This window comes from Singulisphaera photorubra, from assembly GCF_045290345.1.
Lineage (GTDB): Bacteria > Planctomycetota > Planctomycetia > Isosphaerales > Isosphaeraceae > Singulisphaera.
This window is the reverse complement of sequence record NZ_CP155447.1, coordinates 1,253,433-1,266,489: the sequence shown is the minus strand read 5'-3', so window position 1 is coordinate 1,266,489 and position 13,057 is coordinate 1,253,433. Positions and strand designations below refer to the sequence as shown.

Genomic DNA, 13,057 nt, shown 5'->3' with positions numbered 1-13,057 from the left:
TTAAGGTGTAGGAATATCATCTGGCATATCCCGGGGTATCATGGACCCGCGTGACGGCGATTCGGCTGGGACTGGAGCCGTGCTTGCGGCGTCCCCCGGAGGAGCAGACCTGAAATCGTATGTCCCCATTTTTCGGCAAATGAAACAGCTGACGCACTGAGTAACGAGGAAGGGAAAGACGATGGCAGCAACTAGACAAGAGATTCAAGCATGGCTGGAGCGAGGGAAAACTGAAGGGGCAACGCATGTTATTGTTATATGCGATACATACGGCCACGATGATTACCCCGTTTATGTATCCTCTGATGAGAATGCTCGGGAGAAAGCCAATCGCTATGACGGCACGAACATGCAACGAATTATGGAAGTTTACAATCTGAGCATGGATATGGAGCAGCAATTGTCGCAGCATCGTGTTCTTAATTATTAACTGTCTCCCTTTTCGCGACTCGGCGAGATCGAGAAGGATTACGTCGCGTGACCACCCGCATCGTCGCCGAGCCCGAGTTCCCCGCCTGTCTGGTGCTGGCATTACCCCGGCAGCCGGGTTCAGAGAATCGTCACCACGAACTCGATGGCCTGGTTGACCCATTCCTTCAACTGGCGATCGCTATCGATCCCATCCGGCTCGACGACCACCCACCCCTTCATCGGCCTGCTGGAGAAATCCATCTCCCTGACATGGGGCTTCGTGAGCGCCGACTTCGCACCGTCAGCCCCGAGACGCACCAGCAGAGAGTCTTTGAAGACGCCAACGAGAAGCTTCCCGTTCAGGAGGAAGCAAAGCCCGCCGAACATCTTCTTCTCGATGATGCTCCTCTCGCGAGCCAAGGCATCGCGGGTACGGGCAGCCAGGGATTCGCTGAACGCCAAGGATCACCTCCGCTCAAGTCCAGTTGACCGCACGCCGATAACACCTGTGTGCTTTGCCAGTGCTCCGCGCCAAAAACTCATGCTACCCGGCGGTTCGCCCGTCCGGTATTGCACCCGCCGCGAGCGGCAGGCGAGGCACCAACAACCGAAGCCGGGTAGGCATGGCCTACCCGGCTTTCGGTGTTTGCGGCGATCACTCGCCGCCCGTCCTGGCTCCGTCGGGGGCGGTGAGTGACTCCCGGCACGGCTAACCCCTCAAGTTTCCTGCGGAGCAGGGCCCAATCCGGTCAAATGAAGACGTTCCACCCACCACTCCACGCGATTCGCGTTCTTACGGTCCGCGAAGAAGGCGGCCAGATCCTGCACCTCCCGGCGTGCCCCAGTCCTATCCCCGATCAGGTAGAATATCTGGGCATTCGCCGGGACGGGCCGAAACCGGTCGAACCATCGGTGCGAGCGGTACGCCGCCGGGCCATCGATGACGTCAAACTCCGCGACTAGGCCCTGCATGAACCCGAGGAGAGCGGCGGTAACGTCGGAGGGATCGACGCCTGCCTGGACAGTCCACACATCGGGGGCGCCGGGCATCATCTCGGCCAGCCGTGAACGCGTTCCGCGGTCGTCGCACTCGTACTCCTTGACCTTGTCGAGGACCGGGATGCCTGCCAGTTCGCAGATGGCGTCGAACGCCACGCCGGCGTTCACGAAGAACTTCTTTTCCATCCCAGTGGACCCGTGGCTCACCTGGATGTTGACCACCTGCACGGTGCCGCCTTTCCTGCGATGGTAATTCCGCCCGGTCTTCCGAAATCCGGCTGCCCGCAGAGGCGGGGTCACCCCTTGGGCGAGCACGCCGTCGAGCAGCTCTTCGGCTGGAGAGTAAGTTTTTGCCATGCGGCCTCCATGCTGGTTGCGGTCGTCAGGAACCTCTCGGTACTTGAACGAAACGGGGGCACTCGTTAATTTTGACGTTATCTGGGCGAAATAGGATGTTCCCAAGCTTCTGGCTCGACGCCGCCGTTGCGACGCGGAGGAGAGAAGAGTGCCACAGGAGTCAACTTATCCAGCTTGTGTAGATTGATTCAGGATATGGGGATATCACATGACAAGTCCTGGGGTCTCATGGACCCGCGCGACGGCGATCCGGCTCGGACTGGGGTCGTGCTTGCGTCCCGGGGGCGTCCTCAGAAGGAGCAGACCTAAAATCACTATGTCCCCCCCCCTCGACCTACCCCCGAATATGAAAAGTTTTGTTGGGCTTTAGTTTTAGTGCAGCTTATGATTGTGGTTTCTTGTAGTCTTCAAATGGGATTAAGTGAATTCCTGTGATTGATCGCATTGTCGTTCCTGCTGATACCAGCTTCAAAGCGCCCTCCGTAAATCGGCGTTTTTTCGATGGGCCAGATAATCCTGTCTTCGGATTGAACGCCGTTGCACCCTCCACAGTCAATCCCTTCAATCGCCGGGCGATCTTCTTCCAAGTAGCAATGTCTGTAGTGCTGTGCGTTCGTGCTGATAGCCAAGATTCCTCAAGTCCGTTTTCGTTCAGAGTGCCTACATCTAACCTTAGGCTGTTTGGGTTCTGATCCCCGAAGTCCAATTCATGTTTGACGGGAAGCACAGGTTCGCCAAGCGATAAATGGAATCGCCTGTAGGGCGAATCTAACGTGAAATAGTTATCGAGCTGGTTGTGAGGTACCTTGTGTGCATCGAATGGTCGATAATTGAGTGCGACAATGTGGAGGCCGAAGTCTGCAGCGATTTGCCGCAAGAACGAAAGTAGCTCCTGAGGTAAAGCGTGGAAATTGATCGAAATATCAGCCATTGTTGACTACCTGCTGTGAGTCGCAAAATTGGTGGGCAAATTGCCGTAGTTGATGAGAACGTTTAGAGCTTGGATCTCCCGAGGTGCTGGCGTTCCATCAGCCTTAACACTTCCGACGTTACGTTACATCCACGGTAAAGCTTCGCCGAACCCGTTTTTCCCTACTTCAATGCGATCGGCCACGGCATCATCGTCGGCCTCACCATTCCCGTCGGGTGGGCACGGCCCACCATCTTAAACTTCGCCTCGGCAAGGAGATGGGGATGGTGGGCCGTGCCCACCCGACGGGAAAAATTGGATTCTGGCCGCTGGTCAATCGTAAATCGTTGATCAATTCATAACGGGTTAGGCGAAGCTTTACCATCCACGCAGTTGACCGTCAGGAGTACGAGAGAGTATATCAGGTCGCCTGCCACACTTCGCGCCACCTTTCAATACGAGTGAGAAGTCGCGTTTCTCTACCTCTGCCTCCTGCGCTGATTTGTTATTTTGTTACGAAGTGGTTCGCCCTCGGAACGAATCTTGGGAAACCCAATTAGCGGCATTTGTCAATTTTGACGGTATCTGGGTGAAATAGGATGTTTCAAGCTCCTGGCTCGACGACGCCGTTGCGACGCGAAAGCGCTACACGAGTCATCCTGTTTGGATGGTGCGGATTAATTCTTTAATGCGTGGACGGTTGCTCTGTTTTAATCAACGATCCGCGACTGGGCTAGAATCTCGCTAGATTTCCGGCCTGGTCGAATCAGTAGCACGGCCGGCCCGGCCGTATCCCCCTCGGCCCAGGGCCATTCCTCAGACTTGCGCCGACCCCGAGGGAATTACGGCCGGGCCGGCCGTGCTACTGCAAAAACCTGTTGCGGAAGCCGCAAGAATCATCGGTCCTTTAGCTCTTTCGCGGATCGTTGTTTTTAATGCATCTTTTAAAAGATAGGGAAATTCTGCTGACGCGGTTTGCAGAGGGCGACGGGCTCGCCGGCAAACGTGTCTCGTCGGGCTTGCGGCTTAAGATGCTTGTGAACAAAGGTCTCGTCCCAAAGCCCGGTAGTTTGCCTTGAGCTCGATGGTGGGGTTGTCCGCGCCTTCGGTTTTTTGCTAAAGTTGTGGGATTCTTTACTGGGCCGCGCTCGCTCCTCCCGCGGGGCGTGTGCGGCCCGAGCGCGCGCCGGCACGTGAGCCACAACGCCGAACCGATTCGAACGAACCGAGAACACCGTCGTGCCCAAGCGAACTGACCTCAAGACGATTCTGATCATCGGCGCCGGCCCCATCGTCATCGGCCAGGCTTGCGAGTTCGACTACTCCGGCACCCAGGCCTGCAAGGCGCTCCGCGAGGAAGGGTATCGTGTCGTCCTGGTCAACTCGAACCCGGCCACGATCATGACCGATCCCGACATGGCCGACCGCACCTATGTCGAGCCGATCACCCCCGAATTCGTCGAACGGATCATCGCCGCCGAACGCCCCGACGCCGTCTTGCCCACCCTCGGCGGCCAGACCGGCCTCAACGTTGCCCTCGCCCTCCACGACTCGGGCGTCCTCGACCGCTACAACTGCAAGCTCATCGGGGCCACCGCCGAGGCGATTCGCAAGGCCGAGGATCGCCAGCTCTTCAAGGTCTGCATGGAGCGGATCGGCTTGCAGAGCGCCCGCAGCGGCCTGGCCCACAACCTCGACGAGGCCCGCGGCATTCGCGACGAGCTCGGCCTGCCTTGCGTCTTGCGGCCCAGCTTCACCATGGGCGGCTCCGGCGGCGGCGTGGCCTACAACCGCGATGAATTCGACAAGATGGTCGCCTATGCCCTCGAGCTTAGCCCGGTCCACTCGGTTCTCATCGAGGAGAGCCTGGTCGGCTGGAAAGAGTACGAGATGGAGGTGATGCGCGACGAGGCCGACAACGCCGTCATCATCTGCTCGATCGAGAACCTCGACCCGATGGGGGTCCACACCGGCGACAGCGTCACCGTGGCCCCGGCGCAAACGCTCACCGACAAAGAATATCAGCGGATGCGCGACGCCTCGCTGGCGATCCTCCGCGAGATCGGCGTCGAGACCGGCGGGTCGAACGTGCAGTTCGCCATCGACCCCGCCACCGGGCGGATGGTGGTCATCGAGATGAACCCGCGGGTCAGCCGCTCCAGCGCCCTGGCCAGCAAGGCGACCGGGTTCCCGATCGCCAAGATCGCCGCCAAGCTGGCGGTCGGCTATCGGCTCGACGAGCTCCGCAACGACATCACGGGGCAGACCTGCGCCTGCTTCGAGCCGTCGATCGACTACGTCGTCACCAAGGTGCCACGGTGGGCGTTCGAGAAGTTCCCCGAGGCGAGCACCGAGCTGACCACCCAGATGAAGTCGGTCGGTGAGGTGATGGCGATCGGCCGGACCTTCCGCGAGTCCTTGCAAAAGGCGCTGCGGGGGCTGGAGGTGGGGCGGTTCGGGCTCGGGGCCGATCCCAAGGACCGGTGGGGGACCGAGGACCAGCCGACCGAGGAAGAGATCCAGGGGAAGCTGGCCACGCCCAACCCCGAGCGGTTGTGGTTCCTCCGCTACGCGATGCTGTCCGGGATGAGCATCGAACGGATCCACGAGCTGACGGCGATCGATCGCTGGTTCCTGGTCAATATCGCCGAGCTGGTCGAGACCGAGGCGACGCTCAGGCAGGTTGACTCCCTGGAGCGGGCCGGCGAGTCTTTGCTCCGCCTGGCCAAGCGGGACGGGTTCAGCGACCGGCAACTGGCGCACCTCTGGGGATCGTCGGAGGCGGAGGTCCGGCGCGAGCGGAAGCGGCTCGGGGTGGAGGCGGTCTATAAGCTGGTCGACACTTGTGCCGCCGAGTTCGAGGCGACGACGCCGTACTACTATTCCACCTATGAGTCGACCGACGAAGCGCGGGTGAGCGACAAGCCGCGGATCGTCGTGCTCGGGGGCGGTCCGAACCGGATCGGCCAGGGGATCGAGTTCGACTACTGCTGTTGTCAGGCGGCGTTCGCGCTCAGTCGCGACGGCTACGAAGTGGTCATGGTCAACAGCAACCCGGAGACGGTGAGCACCGACTACGACACGTCGGACAGCCTCTTCTTCGAGCCGTTGACGGCCGAGGATGTCTTGAATGTCTGCGAGCGGGTGAAGCCGGTGGGGGTGATTGTGCAGTTTGGCGGCCAGACGCCGTTGAACCTGGCGCGGGCTCTGGAGGCGGCAGGGGTGCCGATCCTGGGGACGACCCCGGAGAGTATCGAGCTGGCCGAGGACCGGGAGCGGTTCCACGCCGTGATCGAGCGGCTCGGCCTGCGTCAGCCCCCCAGCGCCACGGCCTTGAAGTACGAGGAGGCGCGGCGGATCGCCGAGCGGATCGGCTACCCGGTGGTGGTCCGCCCCAGCTTCGTGCTGGGGGGCCGTGGGATGGAGATCGTCTACGACGAGTCGGCGCTGGCGCGGTACATGACCGAGGCGGTGGAGGTCAGCGCGGGGCATCCGATCCTGATCGACAAGTTCCTCGAAGATGCCCAGGAAGTCGACGTGGATGCGGTCTCCGACGGCGAGCGGACGATCGTGGCCGGGGTGATGGAGCACATCGAGGAGGCCGGGATCCACTCGGGCGACTCGGCCTGCGCGATCCCGCCGTTCAGCCTCCCGGCGGAGGTCGTGACCGAGCTGAAGCGGCAGACGCGGTTGCTGGCCGACGCGATTCGGGTCCGGGGCTTGATGAACATCCAGTTCGCGGTCAAGGATGGAGAGGTGTACGTCCTGGAGGTGAATCCAAGGGCCTCGCGAACGGTCCCGTTCGTGTCGAAGGCGACCGGCCTGGAGCTGGCGCGGGCGGCGGCGCGGGTGATGGCCGGTCGAACCTTGGCCGAGCAAGGGATCGAGTCGGACCCCGAGCCCAACTACGTGTCGGTGAAGGAGTCGGTCTTCCCGTTCGCGAAGTTCGCGGGGGTGGATATCGTGCTCGGCCCGGAGATGCGTTCGACGGGTGAGGTGATGGGGATCGACCTCGACTTCGCCGGCGCGTTCGCCAAGGCGCAGTTGGCGGCGTCGATCCGCCTTCCGGAGAGCGGGACGGTGTTCGTGAGCGTGGCGGCTCGGGATCGTCAGGCGGTCTTGCCGGTGGCGGCCCGGTTGGCGGAGCTCGGTTATGACCTGATGAGCACGGCGGGGACGGCCGCGGCGCTGGCGGAAGCGGGGATCGCGGTGAGTGTGGTTCGGAAGCTCAGCGAAGGGCGTCCGAACTTGCTGGACCACCTGGCCAACGGTTCGATCGCCTTGATCGTGAATACGCCGAGCGGCAAGGGAGCGCGGACCGACGAAGGGCGGATCCGGGCGTCGGCGGTGAGCCACGGAGTCCCTTGCATCACCACGATCGCCGGTGGCAAGGCGGCGGTCGCTGCCCTGGAGCGGATGCGGCAGGGACCGCTCGCGGTCTACGCTCTTCAAGACCTGCTCAAGAGGTCGTAAGGGCCAGGTTTCGGCTTCAGGCGAGCGGGGAGCTTATCGCTCCCCCTTTTTTTTTTCAACGATCCGCGAGCAAGTGAAAGAACCGATGATTCTTGCGGTTTCCGCCCCGGGTTGGTTTTCAGTCGCACGGCCGGCCCGGCCGTAATTCCCTCGGGGTCGGCGCGCGTCTGAGGAATGGCCCTGGGCCGAGGGGGATACGACCGGGCCGGAAATCCAGCGTGATTCTCGCCCAGTCGCGGATCGTTGTCTTTTTTATCTTGGTTGAGGCCAAGGCTTGCTCTGGGGACGATCCGCTCTCTTGAGGCGTTCGACGGTTCTGGTTTTCTCATTTCCGAAAGATGTGGGGCAGGAAGAAGTAGGCAAAGAGGCCTTGGTCTGGAGAAGATAGGAGCTACGAGGCGCCTCCTTTCGATCGATCTACGGCTGTCCATGGTTTACTGAACATGGTTCCACTTGATGCGGTTGCCGCCGAACATGTGCGTGCCTGGCTGGGGGAGCCTTCCGGCCCTGGCTTGCTCGATCTCTATCAGGCTTTGGCGGATCATCGCCAAGGGCTCTGGGGGGATGATCCGAAGGTTCCGCGAAGCGTGCTGCTGCTCCGCGAGGGGGGGCGCCAGCTTGAAGTGTTCGGCGCGGGGGATCCGGAGCCGGCCGTGGGCTGGCTTTGCCGGCGAGGAGAGAAGAGCGTCGCGCTGATGGCGCCCAAAGAGTGGTGGGACGCGGTCGAGCAACGGGTCGAGGGAGTCGAGCGGGTCGATGTCCTGACTCTCTCCGCCGATGCGTCCGAGTTCAAGCGGGCCTCGTCGGCCGTGGTGACGCGCCGGCTGACGGCCAAGGACTCCGAGGCGTTCCTCGCGCCTGAGATCGCTCTCGAGTGGGCCTTGTCGGGCTGGGGGACGTTTCGCGACCTGGTCGAGCGCGGGGTGGGATACGGGGTCCCGTTCGGCTCAGGGTTTGCGGCCACGGCCTGGGTCTACAGTCAGGCCGGGGACTACGAGGCGATTGGCGTTTCGACCGTCCCTCGGTTCCAGAGGCTGGGCCTGGGGAAGGCGGTCGCCTCCGCGCTCGTCTCCGAGATCATCCACACGCGGGAGAAGATTCCGCTTTGGACGACCGCGCCGGAGAATACGGCCTCGATCGCGACGGCCGAATCGCTCGGCTTTTCCACCGCGGCGATCGAGACCTCTTTGCGTTGGAACCGGCCCAAGGGATTCATCCGAACGCGCTGATTCGAGCGACCGACCATGGCCGGCTATCCGATCGAGCTTGAGTTGCGGGGCAAAAGAGTCCTGGTAGTAGGCCTCGGCCCGGTCGGTCGGCGGAAGGTGGCCGGCTTGGTCGCGGCCGGTGCGCGCGTGCTGGTCGTCGATCCGGCGGCCCGCGTGGCGGATCTACCGGTCGGGGTCGAGATCTGTGCCGAGTCCTATCGAGCGGACCATCTTCAAGAGATGACCTTGGCGTTTGCGGCGGCCTCGGCCGTGGTCAACCGGGCGGTGGTGGCCGATGCCCGTCGGGCGGGCGTCTGGGTCGGATCGGCGAGCGATCCGAGCGAAGGGGACTTCGCGGTTCCGGCCGTCTGGCGCGACGGCCCGCTCACTCTGACCGTCTCGACGTCGGGAGCCAGCCCTGCTCTGGCGGCCGTGTTGCGTGATCGCGCGGCGCGGGCGTTGGGGCCGGCGGCGGCGGGACTGGTCGCCCTTCTGGCCGAGCTTCGGCCTGAGGTCCTCGTCCGCCTGGAAAATCAGCCCGAAGGGCGGCGCCGAGTTTTGGCCGACTGGGCCGATCCCCGTTGGCTCGATCTCTGGCTGGCCGAAGGCCCCGGGGCGGTCCGCCGCGCGCTCGGTGAACGCCTCGAACTTGAAATAAAAGGCGCCGCCGCTGTTCCCGGCGACGGCCAGCGGCCCGACGGCGGTGGAACCGAGCCCTTGTGAACTCTTCTCGCCAAGCGCGCCAACTCGCATGACGTCCTTCTGAAAGGGGGTCGAGGCCGAGGCTGGAAGCTCAGGCCCCATCTCGACTTGTTAGTTGGTGGGATATTTCCGATAATTCCGGCTTGTTCGGTCGAGCCGTTGAATTCCTCTCCGCCTTCTGTCGGGAATTCGCCCTGGATTCTCGACTCGTCCCGGCCAACTCCAAGGAACAGGTAAGTCGTGGGCGGCGCTCGGACGCTCGACCCTTTACCGTGAAGGAATGCAACCGTGAAAATCGCCGTCATCGGAACGGGTTACGTGGGCTTGGTGACCGGCACTTGCTTTGCCGAAAGCGGCAACGACGTGGTCTGCGTCGACAAGCTGGCCGAGAAGATCGCCAATCTCGAGCGAGGTATTATCCCGATCTACGAGCCGGGCTTGGCCGAACTGGTTCACCGCAACCACCGCGACGGCCGGCTCCGGTTCACAACGAGCCTGCCCGACGCGATTGCCGACGCGGAGCTGGTCTTCATCGCCGTGGGCACCCCCCAGGGCGAACACGGTGGCGCGGACTTGCGGGGAATCTGGGCCGTCGGCGAGGAGATCGCGAAGGTCCTCGATGAGCCCAAGACGATCGTGATCAAGAGTACCGTCCCGGTTGGCACCAATGCCGAGCTCGCCCGGCGGATGGCCGAGACCACCGACGTGCCCTTCGACGTGGCCAGCAACCCCGAGTTCCTCAAGGAAGGGGCGGCGATCGACGACTTCAACAAGCCCGACCGCGTGGTCGTCGGCGTTCGCCGGGCGGAAGTTGGCCAGCAACTGCACTCCCTCTACCAACCGTTTCTCCGCACCGACCGGCCGTTCCTGGTCATGACGCCCGAAAGCGCCGAGATGACCAAGTATGTGGCCAACTGCCTCCTGGCCACCAAGATCAGCTTCATCAACGAGATGGCCAACCTCTGCGAATCGTATAACGCCGACATCAACGAGGTGCGCCGGGGGATTGGCCACGACCAGCGGATCGGCTTCAGCTTCCTCTTCCCTGGGGTCGGCTACGGCGGCTCGTGCTTTCCGAAGGACATCCGCGCGGTCATTCATATGGCCCAGTCGCGCGGCCTGCCCGCACGGATGATGGAGGCCGTAGACGAGGTGAACGAGGCGCAGAAGGACGTCCTGGTTCGCAAGGTCATGGACCACTTCGGGGACGACGTGCGCGGCAAGACCGTGGCGATCTGGGGCCTGGCGTTCAAGCCTCGGACCGATGACATCCGCGAGGCGCCCGCCCTGGTTCTGATCGATGCGCTGCTCGCCGCCGGGGCGTCGCTCCGGATCCACGACCCCGAGGCCTTGGACAACGTCAGGGCGATCTACGGCGACAAGCTCACGTACTGCGACCGCCCCTATGGCGCCCTGGAACAGGCCGACGCCCTGGCGATCGCGACCGAGTGGAACGAGTTCCGTAACCCCGACTTCGAGGTGATGGCCCGCCTGCTCCGTCAGCCGGTCATCTTCGACGGCCGGAACCTCTACGACCCGACGAAGATGGCCGCGCTCGGCTTCACCTACCACGGCATCGGTCGTGCCAAGGTCTCCCCCGAGGAATGCGCGACCACCAGCTCCGGCGACACCCTCGCTTAATCGGAATCGATTGAAGCCAGGCCGCGGGCGGTTCCTGCCTTCCTTCACCAAGGCAGAAGCCGCCTGCTCGCCATCGATCCGAGGGCAATTCGCCATTGACGCGGTCCGGCATCGCACTATCATCGCCCGGACTCGGCGCCTCGCTCGGCTTCGCGGGGAGGGTCGCCGGCTCGATCGCCAACGAACCGAGCGCATGGAGGCGCACCCGTGGACCAGCCTGGCCTGGAATTCGCCGATCGGAAGACGGGCGGCCGCCTTTTGGGCCGGTCACCGGTTGCCGGCCCGTCGCCGAAGCCGTGCGAGAGTAGGAGTGGGAGTGGGACCGGGGACACGCCCTGGTCGGTCCTGGCTTGGGCGGTCTGGCTCGGCCTGGTCGTCGGGATTCTCGAGTTGGTTGCCTTGGTCTTGAAGTGCAACTATCTCGATCCGCGGAACTACAACGTCAGCCGGCACTTTCCCTGGATGTATCCAGTCTCGGGGGTCCTGGTTCTGGTGGGGCCAGGCCTGGTGCTGATGCTGGCGGTTTGGGCGAAGCCACGCTGGTTTTCAAAGCCGGCGGCTGTGGGGGCCTTGGTGTTCTTCGCCTCCTTGAGCGTGCTGTTCCGCGCTCCGATTTACACGGTAGCCTGCCTCATGCTGGCCGCCGGTTGCGGTCTTCAGACGGCCCGGCTGATCAAGGCGTGGTCCGGAGCTGATCGCCTGGTTCGCTGGACGCTCGGTCCGCTCGTCGGACTTCTGGTTGCGACGATCGTCTTATCGTATGGCCGGTCCACCTGGTTGGATCGCCAGGCCTTGGCGGCTCGTCCCGCCGCATCGGCCCCGGCGCAGAGGGCGAAGAACGTTGTCTTGATCGTGCTCGACACGGTCCGCGCTCAGAGCCTCAGCCTTTACGGGTACGGTCGGAAGACGTCGCCGAATCTCGAGCGGATCGCCGCGGAGGGGGTCCGCTTCGATCGGGCGCTGGCCACCGCCCCTTGGACGGCCCCGTCGCACGCCGGTATGTTCACGGGTCAATTGCCCGGTCAGCTTTCGATCGGCTGGAGCCGGCCACTCGACGAGACGTACCCCACGCTGGCCGAGTTCCTCGGGGCTCGCGGCTATCGCACGGCCGGTTTCGTCGCCAACACCACTTATTGTAGCTATGAGACCGGTCTTGACCGGGGATTCCGCCACTACGAAGACTACGACGTCTCGCTGCCCAACATCCTCCTCTGCTCCGGCCTGATGCAGCGGAGCTTGAACTTCGTCCGCAACGCCACCGGCCTCGGCCTGGACGACCTCAAGCTGGGGGGAGGTCATCGCAAGGACGCTGCGCGGATCAATCGCGACTTCCTCGGCTGGCTCTCGTCGCGCTCGTCTCAAGCCCCCCCCTACTTCGCCTTCCTGAACTACTATGATGCCCACCACCCCTACCTCACGCCCGAGCCTCATCAAGAGGAAGGGGCACAGGGCCGGCATCCGCAGACCCCGGCTGATTTCAAGCTGCTGAGAAAGTGGTGGGACCTCGACAAGAAAGGGCTCACGCCAAGCGACCTGGAACTGGTGCGCGACTCCTATGATCGCTGTCTGACCTATCTTGATGATCAGATCGGTCGACTTTTCAAGGAGCTGACCAAGCGAGGCGAACTCGACAACACGATCGTGATCGTCACGGCCGACCACGGCGAGCACCTGGGCGAACAGCGGCTCTACGGGCACGGTTGCAGCCTCTACCGCCCCGAGCTGCATGTCCCCTTGCTCGTCTTTGCGCCTGGGGCCGTTCCGACGGGGCAAGTCGTGAAGACTCCGGTCAGCCTGCGTGACCTCCCGGCCACGGTCGTTGACCTGCTCGGCCTGGCCAACGAGTCGCCGTTCCCAGGCCGATCGCTGGCCGCCGCCTGGTCGGGTGAAAGTTCGCAGATGGATTCCCTCGCCGACTCCCTCCTGTCGGAAGTCGAACTCCCTCCCGAAGCCGACCCCAACGGAGGCCGGTCTCCCGTCTGCCGCGGGCCCATGATTTCGCTGGTGGCCGACGGCTGGCACTACATCCGCAACGGCGACGGTCGGGAAGAGCTCTACGACTTCGAACACGACACGGACGAGACCCACGACCTCGCCGGTTCGGCCGACAAGGCCGAAGTCATGCGAACACTCCGCGCCCGCATCACGAATGGATCGGAACCAGGCCGCCCCTTTCAGAAAGACGCTGATCCGAAAGCGTTCGACCCCCCTGCCCGTCTCGCGACCCGACGCACTTCGGCCGCAACGAAACGGTTCTGAACGGGATTCCGAATGCCGATCGCGGCCACGTGATTCGAGCCGGAGCGGCGTGGTCCATAATGGAATTGGCCTGGGAGACCGGTCCGGGGAAGGAGAA

The 13,057-nt window shown here is 63.1% G+C and carries 9 protein-coding genes; 6 read left to right on the top strand and 3 right to left on the bottom strand.

Features of this window, described 5'->3' with window-relative positions:
• Positions 1-181 precede the first annotated feature (181 nt).
• Complete coding sequence (locus V5E97_RS04770; RefSeq protein ID WP_406698143.1) at positions 182-430, top strand: hypothetical protein; 249 nt, start codon at positions 182-184, stop codon at positions 428-430.
• 119 nt (positions 431-549) lie between these two features.
• On the opposite strand, the gene V5E97_RS04765 is transcribed toward V5E97_RS04770, so the two are convergent.
• From V5E97_RS04765 to V5E97_RS04755, 3 genes are all read right to left on the bottom strand, one after another.
• Positions 550-873 carry a TfoX/Sxy family protein gene (locus V5E97_RS04765; RefSeq protein WP_406698142.1) on the bottom strand — a complete coding sequence of 108 codons (324 nt, stop codon included), beginning with the start codon at positions 871-873 and terminating at the stop codon, positions 550-552.
• Between the two features lie 255 nt (positions 874-1,128).
• Positions 1,129-1,767 (bottom strand): DUF4304 domain-containing protein, encoded by a 639-nt coding sequence (locus V5E97_RS04760; protein ID WP_406698141.1) that lies wholly within the window; start codon positions 1,765-1,767, stop codon positions 1,129-1,131.
• A gap of 382 nt (positions 1,768-2,149) precedes the next feature.
• Positions 2,150-2,698, bottom strand: a complete 549-nt coding sequence (locus tag V5E97_RS04755; protein ID WP_406698140.1) for a hypothetical protein — start codon at positions 2,696-2,698, stop codon at positions 2,150-2,152.
• A gap of 1,218 nt (positions 2,699-3,916) precedes the next feature.
• On the opposite strand from V5E97_RS04755, the gene carB reads away from it, so the two are divergent.
• From carB to V5E97_RS04730, 5 genes are all read left to right on the top strand, one after another.
• Positions 3,917-7,150: a carbamoyl-phosphate synthase large subunit gene (carB, locus tag V5E97_RS04750; RefSeq protein WP_406698139.1), complete on the top strand. Its 3,234-nt coding sequence runs from the start codon at positions 3,917-3,919 to the stop codon at positions 7,148-7,150.
• 443 nt (positions 7,151-7,593) lie between these two features.
• Positions 7,594-8,379 (top strand): GNAT family N-acetyltransferase, encoded by a 786-nt coding sequence (locus tag V5E97_RS04745; protein WP_406698138.1) that lies wholly within the window; start codon positions 7,594-7,596, stop codon positions 8,377-8,379.
• Positions 8,380-8,394: 15 nt separating this feature from the next.
• Positions 8,395-9,081 carry a precorrin-2 dehydrogenase/sirohydrochlorin ferrochelatase family protein gene (locus tag V5E97_RS04740; protein WP_406698137.1) on the top strand — a complete coding sequence of 229 codons (687 nt, stop codon included), beginning with the start codon at positions 8,395-8,397 and terminating at the stop codon, positions 9,079-9,081.
• Between the two features lie 267 nt (positions 9,082-9,348).
• Positions 9,349-10,701 carry a UDP-glucose dehydrogenase family protein gene (locus V5E97_RS04735; protein WP_406698136.1) on the top strand — a complete coding sequence of 451 codons (1,353 nt, stop codon included), beginning with the start codon at positions 9,349-9,351 and terminating at the stop codon, positions 10,699-10,701.
• A 207-nt stretch (positions 10,702-10,908) separates the two neighbouring features.
• Positions 10,909-12,960, top strand: coding sequence for a sulfatase-like hydrolase/transferase (locus V5E97_RS04730; RefSeq protein ID WP_406698135.1), 2,052 nt, complete (start codon positions 10,909-10,911; stop codon positions 12,958-12,960).
• Positions 12,961-13,057 lie beyond the last annotated feature (97 nt).